Annotated in this window: 15 protein-coding genes and 1 pseudogene; 2 read left to right on the forward strand and 14 right to left on the reverse strand. The window is 40.3% G+C overall.

The genetic code is table 11. The annotated features are described in order from the left end of the window. Positions 1 to 7: 7 nt before the first annotated feature. Both HMPREF2877_RS06730 and HMPREF2877_RS10695 read left to right on the forward strand, forming a co-directional pair. The gene (locus tag HMPREF2877_RS06730) at positions 8 to 2,671 is read left to right on the forward strand and encodes an FtsX-like permease family protein (RefSeq protein ID WP_070579333.1); all 2,664 of its coding nucleotides are present in this window, start codon (positions 8 to 10) and stop codon (positions 2,669 to 2,671) included. A 231-nt stretch (positions 2,672 to 2,902) separates the two neighbouring features. Further along, positions 2,903 to 3,133, forward strand: a pseudogene (locus HMPREF2877_RS10695) (IS3 family transposase); the annotation flags it as partial. A 76-nt stretch (positions 3,134 to 3,209) separates the two neighbouring features. Here the strand turns inward: HMPREF2877_RS10695 and HMPREF2877_RS06735 are convergent. From HMPREF2877_RS06735 to HMPREF2877_RS10970, 14 genes are all read right to left on the reverse strand, one after another. Beyond that, positions 3,210 to 3,833 (reverse strand): endonuclease III domain-containing protein, encoded by a 624-nt coding sequence (locus tag HMPREF2877_RS06735; protein WP_070579336.1) that lies wholly within the window; start codon positions 3,831 to 3,833, stop codon positions 3,210 to 3,212. Next, positions 3,830 to 5,350: an ABC transporter permease/substrate-binding protein gene (locus HMPREF2877_RS06740; RefSeq protein ID WP_070579339.1), complete on the reverse strand. Its 1,521-nt coding sequence runs from the start codon at positions 5,348 to 5,350 to the stop codon at positions 3,830 to 3,832. Before HMPREF2877_RS06740 ends, HMPREF2877_RS06735 begins: the two co-directional genes overlap by 4 nt. Next, positions 5,343 to 6,071, reverse strand: a complete 729-nt coding sequence (locus HMPREF2877_RS06745) for an ABC transporter ATP-binding protein (protein WP_061652351.1) — start codon at positions 6,069 to 6,071, stop codon at positions 5,343 to 5,345. Before HMPREF2877_RS06745 ends, HMPREF2877_RS06740 begins: the two co-directional genes overlap by 8 nt. Continuing rightward, positions 6,064 to 6,918 (reverse strand): SDR family oxidoreductase, encoded by an 855-nt coding sequence (locus HMPREF2877_RS06750; RefSeq protein ID WP_061652352.1) that lies wholly within the window; start codon positions 6,916 to 6,918, stop codon positions 6,064 to 6,066. Before HMPREF2877_RS06750 ends, HMPREF2877_RS06745 begins: the two co-directional genes overlap by 8 nt. An 18-nt stretch (positions 6,919 to 6,936) precedes the next feature. Next, positions 6,937 to 7,386, reverse strand: coding sequence for a MarR family winged helix-turn-helix transcriptional regulator (locus HMPREF2877_RS06755; RefSeq protein ID WP_061652353.1), 450 nt, complete (start codon positions 7,384 to 7,386; stop codon positions 6,937 to 6,939). Between the two features lie 86 nt (positions 7,387 to 7,472). Continuing rightward, positions 7,473 to 7,796 carry a macro domain-containing protein gene (locus tag HMPREF2877_RS11280; protein WP_050806086.1) on the reverse strand — a complete coding sequence of 108 codons (324 nt, stop codon included), beginning with the start codon at positions 7,794 to 7,796 and terminating at the stop codon, positions 7,473 to 7,475. Positions 7,797 to 7,958: 162 nt separating this feature from the next. Beyond that, positions 7,959 to 8,825, reverse strand: coding sequence for an SIR2 family NAD-dependent protein deacylase (locus HMPREF2877_RS06765; protein ID WP_070579341.1), 867 nt, complete (start codon positions 8,823 to 8,825; stop codon positions 7,959 to 7,961). Positions 8,826 to 8,829: 4 nt separating this feature from the next. After that, positions 8,830 to 9,261 carry a pyridoxamine 5'-phosphate oxidase family protein gene (locus HMPREF2877_RS06770; protein WP_004182458.1) on the reverse strand — a complete coding sequence of 144 codons (432 nt, stop codon included), beginning with the start codon at positions 9,259 to 9,261 and terminating at the stop codon, positions 8,830 to 8,832. A 179-nt stretch (positions 9,262 to 9,440) separates the two neighbouring features. Then, positions 9,441 to 10,160 carry an acetolactate decarboxylase gene (budA, locus tag HMPREF2877_RS06775; protein WP_002883899.1) on the reverse strand — a complete coding sequence of 240 codons (720 nt, stop codon included), beginning with the start codon at positions 10,158 to 10,160 and terminating at the stop codon, positions 9,441 to 9,443. Positions 10,161 to 10,175: 15 nt separating this feature from the next. Further along, entirely contained in the window at positions 10,176 to 11,852 is a 1,677-nt protein-coding gene (alsS, locus tag HMPREF2877_RS06780; RefSeq protein WP_004182457.1) for an acetolactate synthase AlsS, read from the reverse strand. A 213-nt stretch (positions 11,853 to 12,065) separates the two neighbouring features. Next, positions 12,066 to 12,407 carry a hypothetical protein gene (locus HMPREF2877_RS06785; protein WP_004182456.1) on the reverse strand — a complete coding sequence of 114 codons (342 nt, stop codon included), beginning with the start codon at positions 12,405 to 12,407 and terminating at the stop codon, positions 12,066 to 12,068. A gap of 359 nt (positions 12,408 to 12,766) precedes the next feature. Beyond that, positions 12,767 to 13,885 carry a hypothetical protein gene (locus HMPREF2877_RS06790; protein ID WP_004182455.1) on the reverse strand — a complete coding sequence of 373 codons (1,119 nt, stop codon included), beginning with the start codon at positions 13,883 to 13,885 and terminating at the stop codon, positions 12,767 to 12,769. A gap of 47 nt (positions 13,886 to 13,932) precedes the next feature. Further along, entirely contained in the window at positions 13,933 to 15,765 is a 1,833-nt protein-coding gene (gene lepA, locus HMPREF2877_RS06795; protein WP_004182454.1) for a translation elongation factor 4, read from the reverse strand. 120 nt (positions 15,766 to 15,885) lie between these two features. Next, entirely contained in the window at positions 15,886 to 16,050 is a 165-nt protein-coding gene (locus HMPREF2877_RS10970; protein WP_002883920.1) for a hypothetical protein, read from the reverse strand. Between the last annotated feature and the right edge of the window lie 136 nt (positions 16,051 to 16,186).

Below are 16,186 nucleotides of genomic sequence, written 5' to 3' on the forward strand. Positions count from 1 at the left end.
ATGTCTCATGAATCGTAAAACTTATTGGAAAGATGTCAGAAAGTCTTTCTCTAGTTCTAAAGGACGGGTGGTTTCTATTGCTTCACTCATGGCCTTGGGTTCTTTCGCTCTTGTGGGTCTAAAGGTGACAACCCCCGATATGCAACACACGGGAACAAGCTATTTCACTAAACACCAAACAGCTGACCTCACAGTTACTGGTAGCTATGGACTTAACCAGTCGGATCAAGACCTCTTAAATCAAGTCTCATCAGAGGCAAACATTGAGTACGGTTACTTTAAAGATGTCGTTCTGAAAGATTCCACTGATGCCTTTCGACTATTATCAAAACCAAAGGATATCTCAACTTATGAGGTTGTAAAAGGAAAACTTCCAAGTAAGCAAGGTGAAATTGCTCTTTCTTCAGTCTATCAAGACAAATATAAGATTGGTGACAAGATCTCGTTTTCTGAAAAAGAGGGTGACAATGGTAAGGATGTCTTAAAAGAACACACCTTTACCATCACTGGCTTTGTTCAGTCTTCTGAAATCTTATCAAGTGTTGACCTCGGTTCATCGACAGCTGGTAGTGGGGAACTCAAAGGTTATGCGGTAGTTCCTGAATCTAGTTTTGATTCCGACGTCTACATGATTGCACGCTTAGCTTACAAAGACGTCCATAGTGCTAACCCCTATACCCAGGATTACACTGACAAGGTTTCCAAACACGAAAATGAGCTCGAAAAATTAGTAAAAAATCAACCTGCTAACCGTTTGAAAGAATTAAAAGCTGATCCACAGGCTAAGATTGACCAACAAACAAGTCAACTTCAAACGGCAGAGACTGAACTTAACAAGAAACTAGAACAAGCGAAAGCCAGCGGTCAGGATAAGAATCCTCTTGTCCAGGGACAATTGACACAAGCACAAGATGAAATCGCTGAAAAGAAGGAGCAAATAAAGGAAGCTCAAGAAAAACTCGATAGCATTGCTGAACCAAGCTACGATGTCTACACACGTCGTGAAACTCCTTGGTCAGAAGGGTACGTTTCATATGAGACCAACGCTTCTGTTTTTCAGAACCTCAGTAATATCTTCCCTGTTATCCTCTACTTTATTGCTGCCTTGGTTACCTTTGTAACAATGGGACGCTTCGTCGAAGAAGAACGGATTAAGGCAGGGACATTCAAAGCTCTCGGTTACCAAAACAAGGACATCATCCGTAAATTTATTATTTATGGATTTGTGACGAGTATGATTGGTACTGCTATTGGGGTTGCTGCAGGTCACATTCTCCTTCCAACTATCATATACAATAGTTATAAAGAGCGAATCCTCCTCGCACCGATTGAGTTACACTTTTATCCATTTAAGACTCTTCTAGCTATTGTGCTTGGTCTTTTGTCCACAGTTCTTCCTGCTTTTATGGTAGCCAAGCGCGAATTAGGAGAAAAGCCAGCCCAACTTCTTCTTCCAAAACCTCCAACATCTGGTTCTAAGATTCTTCTGGAGCGCATCACCCCACTTTGGAACCGGATGAACTTTACACAAAAAGTCACTGCCCGTAATATTTTCCGATACAAGCAACGGATGTTCATGACTATTTTTGGTGTCTGCGGTTCCATCGCACTTCTCTTTGCTGGACTCGGTATTCGTTCTTCTATTGGAGACCTTAACACACGCCAATTCCCTAACATCATTCGCTATGATATGATTGTCGCAAACAAGGATCATCTGGATGGGCAGGAAAAGGAAAACATCCAAAAATTAATTAACGATAGCAAGGTCAAGGAACATCTTTCTATTCATTACGAAATGCTTTCAAAAGTGGCAGGAAATAATAACGATCGTCAAGATATCACAACCCTTGTGGTCAAAGACAAGGATCAAGAAACTCTACAACATTACATCAAGCTCAATAATCGTGAAACTGGTCAAAAACTCGATTTGACCGACAAAGGGATTATTATTTCTGAGAAATTGGCAGACTTAGCTGGCGTTTCTGTAGGGGATGAGTTAACCGTTCAAAATAGTCAAGACAAGGATATCAAACTCAAAGTTGCTGGTATTTCTGAAATGTATATGGGTCACTTCATCTTTATGAATGAAACTACTTACAGAAATGCTTTTGGTAAAGAGGCGAGCCAAAATGCTACTATTCTGACACTGAAGAATCACTCAGACAAAAACGTTGAGCAAACAGCCAGTCAATTTATGGAGCTTGATGGTGTCAAAGGGGTTGTTAAAAATACTACTCTAAAGGCACAAATCAAGACCATCGTCAACTCCCTTAGCCGTGTTATGGCAGTATTGATTGGGATTTCTGTTCTTCTTGCTTTAGTTGTTCTCTTTAATTTGACAAATATCAATGTGGCAGAACGTATCCGTGAGTTATCAACCATTAAGGTTCTAGGCTTCTTTAATAGAGAAGTGACACTCTACATCTATCGAGAAACCATTTATCTCTCTATCATTGGTATCTTGGTTGGATTCGGACTTGGTTGGGGATTGCATCAATACATGGTAGAGGTTATCCCTCCTGAAAATATCATGTTCAATCCAGGTCTGAGCTGGCTCATCTATGCCATTCCAACACTTGTTGTCATTGTCATTCTGACAGGTCTCGGTATCTTTGTGAACCAACACCTTAAGAAAGTCAATATGCTCGAAGCCCTAAAATCTGTTGAGTAACATACGATTTAAGCTAATAAGTAGAGCAAAAGTACAAGGATAACTTCCCTGTTCTAGACAAACGTCATTGTGGGCGTTTGTCTTTTTTATTTTTTAAATGATTTACTTTATCATCTGCAATTTCCATCCAAAAATCTGGTTTGGAGCAAAATAAAAAGGGATATTCGCTATTCATTTCACCAATTTTTTGATATTGAACAAGGAGACACATACTTTTAGATAACTCTTATACTCCAGTCATCTATGTCATGTAAATACAATAGTCCAGATAACGGCATGATGGAATCCTTCTTTGGCATTCTGAAGTCTGAGATGTTTTATAGTTATGAGAAGACGTTTCAGTCACTTGAGCAATTGGAACAAGCTAGTGTAGACTGTATTAATTATTACAACAACAAACGCATTAAGATAAAACTAAAAGGACTTAGTCCTGTGCAATACAGAACTAAATCCTTTGCTTAAATAAATTGTCTAACTTTAGGTTAGTACAAAATCCGTTTCTTTTGTGGAGTCAAAGGACTACTGTCCTAGGCTCTTTTTATCGTAACCAACTTTCGTCTAACTGGCCTTTACTTTTGCCAAAAGCTTTCCCATGTTCATCAATGACAGCATGAATCTCTTGGCATTGTTTGAGAGTAAGTCCCTCCAAGACGTTACCGTAAACAGCATGCATGTCATTATAAGTATCAAAGTTTCCAAATCCTAAGCGTCGAAAAAGTCTTCTCGCATATTCATCCGAAATAAAAACTGGACGATCAAAAAGATAAAGTAAAAGTGCATCTGCAGTCTCTGGTCCAATCCCTTTTAACTTCAAAAGTTGCTTCCGTAAATCTTCTGTTCCAATCTTGGACAGAACCTCAAAACCACCAACTTCTCTTAACCAGATCAGAAGTCCTCTAATCGTTTGAGACTTTTGCTTAAAAAATCCGGCAGGTCGAATACGTTCCTGTAAATCTTCTAGCGGTAAAGCCAGGATATCCTCTACTGTCATGACATCCATAAGACCAGCTAAAGCCAACTTAGCATTCTTCTCTGTTATTCGCTGGATCAGAATAGTCGATACCAAGTCTTCAATCTTGTTATCCGATTGCCACCAATTTTGTTCTCCATAGTGCTTACAGAGTCGCAGAAGAGTTTCTTGTATTTTTTCTTGCTTGATCATTTCTTCAATAGTCCCTGTTTGACCAAAAACTCACGTGCGACTTTAGCAGCAGGTTTTCCTTCTACTCCCACTTGGTAGTTCATCTGACTCATTTGGCTCTCTGTGATTTTGCCGGCCAACTTGTTCAGAATGCCTTCCAATTCTGGATGTTTCTTAAGAAGAGCTTCTTTCATGAGGGGTGCCCCTTGGTAAGGTGGGAAGAGGTGTTGGTCATCCTCTAGAACAACTAAATCATATTGAGCAATTTCTGGGTCTGTTGAATAGGCATCTGTTATTTGGATATTGCCTTGTTGGATTGCCTCATAGCGAAGTGCCGGCTCCATGGTAGCTACATTAAGATTTAGTCCATAAACTGATTGAAGTCCTTTGTTTCCGTCCTCACGGTCGTTAAATTCCAGAGTGAAACCAGCTTTGAGCTTGTCCTGAACTTTCTTGAGATCAGAAATCGTCTTCAGATTATACTCTTTCGAAATACTTTTCGGAACAGCAATCGCATAGGTGTTTTGATAAGCCATGGGTTTGAGCAAGGCTAGATTATCTTGTTTCTTTATCCCATCACGCGCAACCTCGAAAACTTCTTTGGAGTCGTTGCTGACTTTAGGAGCTGGCTGCAAGAGAGAGCTTGTAATGGTCCCTGTAAATTCTGGATAGATATCAATATCACCCTTTTTAAGCGCTTGATAAAGGAAATCTGTCTTCCCAAAGTTAGGCTTAACCGTCACCGTCATGTCACTATTCTCCTCAATGAGAAGCTTGTACATATTCATGAGAATCTCTGGTTCAGGTCCCAATTTACCGGCTATGACTAAATTTTCTTTCTCTTTCTGAGGCATCATACTTGGTGCGTAACTTGCTCCCAAACCAAGCACCATAATAGCGAAAGCTGCAAAAATCGTGCGTAACTTGGCTTTTTCCATCCATTTTAGAACAATATTGAATAAAATAGCAAGAACCGCTGAAGAAATGGCCCCAATCAGAATCAAGCTATAATTTCTTCGATCAATACCTAGAAGGATAAAGGAACCAAGTCCTCCAGCCCCAATCAAGGCTGCCAAGGTTGCTGTCCCTATAATCATTACCGCAGAAGTCCTTACCCCTGACATCACCACAGGCATAGCCAGTGGAATCTCGAACTTCTTGAGGCGTTCCCACTTGGTCATCCCAAAGGCAATCCCAGCTTCTTCCAAACTAGGGTCAATCCCACGCAATCCTGTAATAGTATTTTGCAAAATTGGGAATATCGCATAAATGACTAGAGCTGTTAAAGCAGGAAGAGTTCCAATTCCCATAATAGGGATAAAGAGTCCTAGAAGGGCCATGGAAGGGATGGTTTGAAAGACACCAGCGAGTTGCAAGACCCAATTACTGGCACGTTCGCGCGTACTAAGATAAATGGCCAAAGGAATTGAAAGGAAAATTGCAATAATTAAGGTCAAAAGAGACAATTGTAAGTGCTGTCCGAGGGCCGTTAACCAGTCCCCAAAACGTTCTTGAAAGGTTGAAATGAAATTAGACATGAAGGCTACCTCCAAACAAGTTTGCTACAAAGTCTGTCGCAGGCGCTTGTAAAATTGTTTCAGGGTCTGCCACCTGGCGAATTTCTCCATCCTGCAAAACTGCAATTCGATCCCCTAATTTTAAGGCCTCATCCGTATCATGTGTTACAAAGATGGTCGTCATGCCGAATTCTTTATGTAAGGCCTTGGTCAATTCTTGTAATTGTTTTCGAGAGATGGCATCCAAGGCTGAAAAGGGCTCGTCCATCAATAGAATTTTTGGTTCCCCAATGATAGCTCGGACAATGCCAATCCGCTGTTGCTCCCCACCAGATAATTCACTAGGCATGCGATTTGCATACTCTGCAGCAGGTAGGCCAACCTTATCCAAGAGTTCTTCTGTTTTAGAAGCAATTTGCTCCTTGCTCCAGCCCTTCATCTCAGGAATGAGAGCAATATTTTCCGCAACGGTCAAGTTAGGAAATAGGGCAATGGCTTGAAGGACATAGCCGGTGCTGAGACGTAACTCCCGTTCATCATAGTCCTTAATGCGTTTTCCATCCATATAGATATTGCCATCTGTCGGCTCCAAAAGACGGTTAATCATCTTTATCATGGTGGTCTTACCAGATCCTGAAGGTCCCACAAGAACCATAAATTCTCCATTTTCAATACGGAGATTGACATCTTTTAAAATGTCCTTTTCCGTGTAGCGCAAAGCTACATGTTTGTATTCAATCATATTTTTCCTCAATAAGTTTTCTGTCTCTAAGAATATCCAATAAGCTACTTGCTGGATGCCCTAAGACTTTTTCGACATCTGTAAAAACCCCAGCTTGTTCCCCAACTTTGATAGCTGTATAGGTACTGACCCAAGCATCGTACTCCCAAGTTTGTGCTGGCCATTTTTTCCGTGACTCATAGGCCTCTTCTACCGATTCGTCTACATACGTGATGGCATTACCGGTCTCTTTTGAGAGAAGCTCTACGATTTCTTCCATAGAAAGATCCTCTGGTCCTGTTAGATTCAAGGTTTGATTTTCCCATTCCTTAGGGTTTAAGAGAATCTCTGCTGCGACCCTAGAAGTGTCCTTACGGGCAACAGCTGACACACGGCCCCTGCCAGCCGGACCACGAATTTCTCCATTTTCAAGAGCAATATCAATAAAGAAGTCCAAGTAAAAATTATCTCTCAAAAATGTATAGGTGAATCCTAACTTCTTGATATAGGCTTCCGTCTGGGCATGATCTCGAGACAAGGTAAAGGTTGCTTTTTCATCTGCTCCGTAAAAGGAGGTATAGACGATATGCTGCACTCCAGCAAGCTTTGCGGCATCTAAAAAACTCTTGTGTTCCTCAACACGCTCTGGATTTTCCCGAGCAGAGACCATCAATAAGACATCGATTCCCTTTAAGGCCTCAACCACCTCTGGAGTATTGGCATACACCATCTTACGAATTTCCGCTGACGCGTAGACTTTTGCACGCTCTGGGCTTCTTGCCAGATGGATAGAAGAAATTCCTTGCTGATCGACAAGATCAGCCACATAAGAGCCTAATTTCCCTGTTACACCTGTTATTCCAATCATAACTGTTACTTCCTTTCCCTACATATCATTTTCTTTAGCTTTTAAATTTGTGATAATACGCTCTTGATAGGCTTCAAATTCTCGGATTTCTTGATCAGAAAAGCCTTGGTAGAAAATCTCTCCCAGTTCTTTGCTAACACGGTCTCCAATTTCTTTTTGTGCCCAACCAAGTTCGGTCAAAACAACAAACTTCTTGCGCTTGTCCTGGTCACTCTGTTCAATCGTAACCAAGCCCTGGTCAACTAATTTCTTGATCATGCTGGTCAAGGTATTGTTGGCTAGCCCTGAAGCAAGGGCGATATCTGTCGCAGTTGCTCGACCATCTTCTTTTTGCCAAAGCACTGTTAAAATTTTTCCTTGTTCACTTCTATATTGAGCTTCTGGTTCTTTGCTCAAGATTTTTTGAAAAATCCGCCCATTCAACAAACGAATTTGTAGAGCTTGGTAGCCCCCTAACATCTTGTCCATTATGTCTCCTTTTTGTTCGATATCGAAATATTAAAGTTATTGTATCACTGTCTGTTACATCCATCAACTACTTCTATATAGAAACATTATTTTTTTAATAATGCTTGATAAATCGTATAATCAATATCTTTAAAAACATTGAATATAACTACCATATCAGGGTGTTCTTTCTGGAACTGTAGAACCGTCTCTATCGCAATCTTAGTTGCCTCTTCATTTGGAAAACGAAATTCTCCTGTTGAGATACAACAAAAGGCCAAGCTTCTCAGACCTTTTTCATAAGCTAAGTTCAAACACTCTTCGTACGAAGAGGCCAACTGTTGTCTTTCCAAATCTGTCACTTCGTCATAGATAATAGGCCCAACTGTGTGAAGGACATAGCGGGAAGGTAGGTTATAGGCCTTGGTCATCTTTGCCTGACCCGTAGTTTCATCCTCTCCTTGCTCCTGCAGGAGCAAGGAGAGGATAAACGTAGTTCAACCCCCGCAGCTGTGTGAATGGCATTGTCAATACAAGAATGATTAGGTACAAAACAGCCTAAAAGCTTACTGTTGGCCGCATTGACAATGGCATCAACCGCCAGACGAGTGATATCGCCTTGCCACAGGTAGAGATTGGGCCGAATCGGAGTCAAGTCTTTTAAGTCTACAACTCCCTTTTCTAATAGTTTTTCTTGTAAATAACGGTCTTGTTGGTAGAGAAAGTCGGCTGTCACCGGTGCTGGATAGCGGACATGCTGTCATTTTCTCAAAAGGATAGCGAATGATGGTCCGCGTATTGTATCCGACACCCAATTCTAAGAAGACAACCTTTTGATCTTCCATCCCTTCTAAAAATCCTAGATAAGCTTCATAAGAAGCCTCCCAAGTCTCATTTTGGACAAAAGCCTGGTCTACACGTAAATGCATGGTCATTGGCGCTCCACAATGAGGACAATACGGTATCAAGTCGGTTGGAATTTTCAAGTCCTTGATTTCATTTAGCATCTCCATGACAGCTCCTCTATTATCAAAGACTTTCTGACGACAAGGAACGGAGCACTGCCACTCTCCGTAGTTGCCCTGCACTTCAAAGAAACGTTCCGGAGCAAATCCTGTCTTCATAAACTGCCCATCTACATTGGTCGTAATCACAAAATAATCCTTGTCCTTAACCAAGTCGAAAAGATCTCTATAAAGCGAAAATCCCTCCGGTTGGTAACGATTATGATATATATGCTTAGCCCAATAACCCCAGCGCTCCTCAGCGGTCTCAAAAGGATAAAATGCTGCAGAATACATATCCTGCATGCCATAACGAGCAATATAATCTTTAAAGAAAACCTCAAAACGTGAGCCTGAGTAGGTTAAGCCAGCCGCTACAGATAAGCCAGCTCCCGCTCCGATCACAATTTTATCTGCTTCTTCAATGATTCTCTTTGCATCTTGAATCTTTGTCATCTTATCATCCCTCAATTTCAAATCTTGCTTGATAGGGAGGCAATTGCGTCAAATCATAAAAATTGCCTACTGAATTTTTAAAACGAAAGACTTGTAGGTGACTACGTCCCTCCTCCGTCGGATAAATCTCATACATGTATGGATTGGCTTTTAACAACTCTTCTAAATGCTCTTTTCCAATCCATTCCACCTGACCGGTTAGGGAAATAGATTTACGATCCATAGTTCCGGCACCTTGAGTCATCCCTGTCACTGCTACACGTCCATCTTCCTTAAGCCGTTTGTAGAGGGGTTTAAAATCGGCAGTCAAAAAATAAACTGTTTTCCCGTCCTCCCACATCATGTCCATAACAGCTGTATGCGGATGTCCCGTTTCATCAACCGTTGCCACTACAACTGAATGAATCTCTTCGACTAGCACTTTCAAATAATCCATTATAAAACACCATGTCTTTCTTTGAATTTTAGTTCCATATCGAACTTTATATCACGAATTGTAACATCTATAATTACATCTGTCAACTATTTCGATATAGAAATAACTTCAAAAAACAAAAAAACTTCCCTAATCATCTAGGAAAGTTCTTTCTATGATTTATGATGTCTTAAAAAATTTTATTCAGCCTTAGTAATATCTTCACGCATCTCATCGACATTGAATTTAGCAAAAAGATACTGACGGTCTTGCACTGGGAAACGTTGGTCGAGTTGGTCAACTGGACCAACTTCGATAATACCATTTTCAATAACAAAGTCCATAACGTGACCACCAAATGTCAAGTCGTCTGAAATAAAATGGAGGTGATAACCAGCAACACTCACACCGTGGAACATTTCTGGTGTCCAAATACCAACGATAGTACCTGAAATATTATCAACCTCGTACTCAGGTTGGCGAGTGGCAACATCCGCAAACTTAATATCGGCATTTGATTTTGGAATCATGCGCACGTGCATATGTTTAAAATGACCTTTGATTTTGATAGAACGGAAAAGATTGACCCCATCATAATAAGATTCAATACGATCCTCAAGTTCTTTATCAGTCATTTCATAACGTTGACGGAAGATAACTTCAGCTTGGTGAGGTACGACTGCTGCATAAGGTACTTTTTCATCAGGAGAAACTTCTACCACTTCGACCTTACCCTCAGACCCTTTGGCTTGATAGGCTTTACCGTCAAGAACAATCAATTCTCCATCGATAGAATCTAATGTTCCGAGACCTAAGTCTCCATGCTCCAACAATTCTCCAACTGTTAAAGTACCTCCATAAAGCCCAGCCATCAGGGCTCCCAAAGTATTATATTGAAATAATTTTATGGCTTCAGACATGTCTACACCCTCTTTTTAGTAAAATTCATCTGGCAAAATAGTTTCGCCGAGTTTAATATTATCTTTATAGTCGATTGGAACATCAATAAGGACTGGTCCATCTACAGCTTGAGCCAAAGCTTCTTGAAGCAAGCTAGCAAACTCTTCTTTACTTGTTGCACGATAACCTTTCGCTCCAAAGCTCTCAGCATATTTTACAAAATCTACAGGACCAAAGTCAACCCCAGATGAACGACCGTACTTCATTTCTTCCTGGAATTCCACCATATTGTAATGGCCATCGTTCCAGATAATATGAACAATTGGCAATTTCAAACGAACTGCCGTTTCCAATTCTTGTGCTGAGAAAAGGAAACCACCATCTCCAGAAACAGAAATGACTTTTGTCTTAGGACGAACCAAAGCTGCAGAGATGGCCCACGGAAGAGCAACCCCTAAAGTTTGCATCCCATTAGAGAAAAGCAAATGACGTGGTTCATAAGATTTGAAATAGCGAGCCATCCAAATATAGTGACTACCAACGTCAACAGTGACTGTCATATCATCTTTGGTTTGGTCTTGCAAAACTTCAATCAAATCTAGCGGATGTACCTTTCCTTCTTCAGGTCGGCGATCAAACTTAACATCCTCAACAACGTTATTCTTCAACCCTTTAAGGTATTCAACTGATCCTTCAGGTAATTTATAACCTTGAATAGCTGGCAAGAGCAAATCTAAAGTTGCTTCAACATTACCAATCAACTCACGTTCTGGCTGGAAGTAAGTATCCACCTCAGCAGGTTCCACATCGATTACAATGATACGTGCCGAAATTTCAGCATTCCAGTTACGTGCTTCATACTCGATTGGGTCATACCCAATGGCAATAATCAAGTCAGACTTCTTAAGCAACATGTCCCCCGGTTGGTTACGGAAAAGACCTACACGACCAAAGAAAGTATCTTCTTCAAGGTCACGTGACACGATACCAGCACCTTGGAAAGTTTCAACAACTGGTAATTTGACATGCTTCAAAATCTGGCGAATAGAGTAAGTTACGGCTTCTGATGAGGCACCATTCCCCAAAAGAAAGACTGGCAACACTGCATTTTTAATCGCTTGTGCGAGATAGTTAATATCAGAAACAGATGCTGAACCAAGTTTTGGATCTGTCATAGGCTTAATAGCCTTAACACTGACCGGAGCATCGGTCACGTCTTGAGGAATTGAAATAAAGCTTGCACCTGGTTTCCCTGACTTAGCGTGACGATAGGCATTTGCTACCGTTTCAGAAAGGGTGTTAGCATCATGTACTTCAGCAGCATACTTGGTAATTGGCTCAAGCATAGCAACGTTATTCATTGATTGGTGGGCACGTTTCAAGAGATCTGCACGCTTAACCTGACCACCAATAGCAAGAACAGGATCACCTTCATCCGTCGCTGTTACCAAACCAGTAGCCAAATTAGAGACACCTGGCCCAGATGTTACCAATACTACACCAGGTTTCCCTGTAATACGTCCAACACCTTGAGCCATAAAAGCAGCATTTTGCTCATGACGGGCAACTATCAATTCAGGTCCCTTATCTTCCAAGGTATCAAAAACTCTATCGATTTTTGCACCTGGAATCCCAAAGACATAATCAACATCATGGTTGATCAAACTATCAACCACTAAATCCGCACCATACAATTGCTTTTCTTCTGACATGAACACAGTCCTTCTGGCCCTAAAATGGTAGAGCCAACTTTCCTTTCAAGTATAAGTCACAAAGTGTCAAAGTCTGCTCGTTTTTTCACAAACTTTCATCACTTCACAATTCTGTTATCATTATAGCACAGTTTTCAGACAATCTTGTGAAAAAAAGATTGTGAAATTTTGAACTTCTAGCACAAAAAGAAACACCTGATTGCTATCAGATGTTTATGTATTTTTTACCTTAGCAAACTCTCGATTGAGATAATTTTGCAGGCCTTCAAAAATCTCTAGTAACTGGAGGTAATTAGACAAACTTGAGCGACCCGGGATATCAACGACATCCAAAGAAATGCGGTCCAAGTCCTTTTCGTAAAGAATACGGAAGGACACCACTGCTTGATCAGAAAAATAATTTTCCTCTGCCATAATGTAACACTCATAGATGATGCCAACAGGATTCGCAACCTTCAACTCAATACGAACTGCGCCTAATCCCAAGGCCTCCACTTGCTGAAAACGCTCCAGAATAGCCTGTCGCTGACTAGGAATAAAACTTGTGATATCCATATTGGCCCTCCCAACATTCCTTTTTGTCTATTATAGCCTAAAGCCGAGAAAAAAGCTTGTGTAGGGTTTGTAGAAGCCACATAGACATTCAAGAATACTTAGTCGCCCCCTTTGTAGTCTCTAAAGTCTGACTTAATAGTGGAATCATAATCATGTTTATCCACCCAATCCTTTATATCAGCAAAAGAATGGATATCTTTCTTAAAACCAGCACTATCCTCTACAGAAACTACAATCGTATCTTCTCCATTTGTCCCTAACCAATGTAAGATATCATTTGTTTGCTCTTCAGGAGAAAAATAGATTTGTGATTGTCTTTAGTACTCTCGATCTCTATAAGACTCATATTGAGCTAATTGCTATTTATAGGCATTATAGTCCTTGTCATAATCCTTTTGAACTTTTTGACGTGCTTTTTCGTAAGCTCGATAGTCTTTCTGATAGTCTTGTTGAGCCTTTTTGTTAAGAATCTCACTGAAACTCAAGGTTTTAACAGGAAAAATATTATCAGGAAAAACATTTAATTCTGAAACTTTCTTTGGTTCACTTGGTTTATCAGGTCCTTTCCTTTTCACTGGCTCAGTTGGACCAGCTGGGAAATCTCCTTCCTTGCCTTGACGGGTCAATACTTTAAATTTCTTTATTGTATTACTATTTGTATGTGTCTGATTTACAGCTTCTTCGTAAATATGCTTGACTCCAGGATTGTCATTAAATAGATTAATCTGATTCTCCTCTTTGGAAGTGTCTACATTATCAATTTCTATGATAAGGTTTAGCTGAGCAGATAAATAGCTGTCCTTTGGGGCTGGTGACTTCCTTAAAAGCTCATCTAAGTTTCCTTCTCTCTTTAAATAACCCCACATGGTGCTATCATTCATCTGATTATGAGCAGAACTCCTATCACCGAAATATAGCAGTTCATCTTTACTGTAAGAATAATCTGGTAGGTCTCTGGTCAAAAATTGATTGGTATCTAGATTATAAGCAAATTGCTTATCGCTTTGAGAAGGAGTCAAGAAAACATAATCATAACCATCGATCTCTCTTAAAGACACACCAAACTCCTTAATATCTTTAAAATTTTTGATTTTCTTCAAATATGGGGTCAAATTAATAATTTTCTTTTCAAAATTTTTGTTAATATCATAAACTACGAAATGAGCTTGATGCAGACTACTCATGGTATCGTAATAGCGAACAAAATGATTTCTACCAATCATTTCTGTAGCTACATTATCTTCAGAATTATAGTAAGTGGGTTCTTCATGACTAATGGCAACATATTGTTGACGGCTACCAAAAATCTCATTGGAAGTTACCTTATCTGCTTTTAGGGCCGTCTGTAACTCTTCTACAGCTTTTTCGTGAAATTTATGCTTTGTATAAGCATTTCCTAAAAAGAAAAGTGTGAGTATAGTCGCAGTATAAATCCCTCCACGCTTTGAGAAGGGAAATTTTAGAATCTTCTTTATCATAACTTTTTTACAAAAATAGCCAGAACATCACATTCTGACTATTACTCTTATTTCTCTTCTTCGTCCATTGAAAGCACAGACAAGAAGGCTTCTTGGGGTACTTCCACCGAACCGATGGCTTTCATACGTTTCTTACCGGCTTTTTGTTTTTCGAGGAGTTTACGTTTACGTGAAACGTCACCACCGTAACACTTAGCCAAGACGTTTTTACGAAGGGCTTTAATATCTGTACGGGCAACGATTTTTTGACCGATAGCCGCTTGGATAGGCACTTCGAATTGTTGACGTGGAATGATTTTCTTAAGCTTATCAACGATAAGTTTTCCACGCTCGTAGGCAAATTCCTTGTGAACGATGAAGCTAAGGGCATCGACCTTGTCACCATTAAGGAGAATATCCATTTTCACCAATTGTGAACGGCGGTATTCTGACAATTCATAGTCAAAGCTTGCATAACCACGTGTAGATGATTTCAATTTATCAAAGAAATCAAAGACGATTTCGGCAAGTGGAATCTGATAGATAACATTCACACGATTATCATCAATGTATTCCATGGTTTCAAAATCACCACGTTTACGTTGTGCCAACTCCATAACCGCACCAACATATTCTTGAGGAACCATGATTTGAGCTTTAACATAAGGTTCTTCAATAGCATCAATACGTGTAGGATCTGGGAACTCTGAAGGGTTAGACACTTCAAGCATCTCACCGTCAGTAGTATTAACATGGTAAACTACCGATGGCGCTGTCATGATGAGGTCGATGTTAAACTCACGTTCCAAACGTTCTTGGATAACATCCATGTGAAGAAGACCCAAGAAACCACAACGGAAACCAAAACCAAGGGCTTGAGACGTTTCAGGCTCAAATTGAAGACTGGCATCGTTCAACTGGAGCTTTTCAAGGGCTTCACGCAAGTCGTTATATTTATTTGACTCAATTGGGTAAAGACCTGCAAACACCATTGGGTTCATTTGCTTATAGCCATGGAGTGGCTCAGCAGCTGGATTATCCGCAAGGGTTACGGTATCACCGACACGGGTATCCGCAACGGTCTTAATTGAGGCTGCGATATAACCAACATCTCCTGTCGCAAGGTAATCACGACCAACAGCTTTAGGTGTGAAAATACCAACCTCAGTAACATCAAAGGTCTTGCCATTAGACATCATTTGAATCTTATCGCCTGGTTTAACCATTCCGTTAACCACACGCACTTGGAGGATAACCCCACGGTAAGCATCGTAAACAGAGTCAAAGATAAGGGCTTGGAGAGGGGCTTCAACATCACCTTGAGGTGCAGGCACTTTCTCAACGATTTGTTCGAGAATCTCTTCGATACCAATACCGGCCTTAGCTGATGCAAGCACAGCTTCAGAAGCATCTAGTCCGATGACATCTTCAACCTCTGTACGCACACGTTCAGGATCTGCAGCTGGAAGGTCAATTTTATTGATAACTGGTAAGATTTCCAAGTCATTATCAAGGGCCAAGTAAACATTGGCAAGAGTTTGAGCTTCAATCCCTTGAGCTGCATCCACCACCAAGATGGCACCCTCACAGGCAGCAAGAGAACGTGACACCTCATAAGTAAAGTCCACGTGTCCTGGTGTGTCGATAAGGTGGAAAATGTATGTTTCACCATCTTTAGCTGTATAGTTAAGCTCAATGGCATTTAGTTTAATAGTGATTCCACGTTCACGTTCGAGGTCCATGCTATCAAGGAGTTGCGCCTGCATCTCACGACTTGACACTGTCTCAGTCTTTTCCAAGATACGGTCGGCAAGGGTTGATTTACCGTGGTCAATATGGGCAATAATAGAGAAGTTACGAATCTTCTCCTGTCGTTGTTTTAATTCTTCAATATTTGGCATTTTTATCTTCCTAGTTCTTACTTGTGATTATAAAAAAACTAATCGTTATCTTCTATTATACAAAAAAGACAGGCTTTTGCCTATCTCTAATATCTGCTTTCTGACTGCATTTAGCCCTTCTTATTTCTTAAAAGTATCGTTGTAGTGCTTATTAATAATTGCTGAGCGCTTGTTTTCTGTTGAACTACTTGAAAATGGCCCCAACCCACAGGCTAGTACAACAACTCCTAATAGAATAAGGCAATAAAATGGATGCTCAACAATATAATGTAAAATGTCTGACATGGGAAAGCTCCTCTTAAATCATAATTAATTACGATTATATTATCAGAAATATTATGTTTCATCAAGCAAAAAAAGAGAGCTTTTCGCTCTCCCTTTTATTAAGCCTCTATAATTTCTGTAGTGGGTAAAACCACTG

The sequence above is a fragment of the Streptococcus sp. HMSC072D03 genome (assembly GCF_001812855.1).
Taxonomy (GTDB): Bacteria; Bacillota; Bacilli; order Lactobacillales; family Streptococcaceae; genus Streptococcus; species Streptococcus salivarius_D.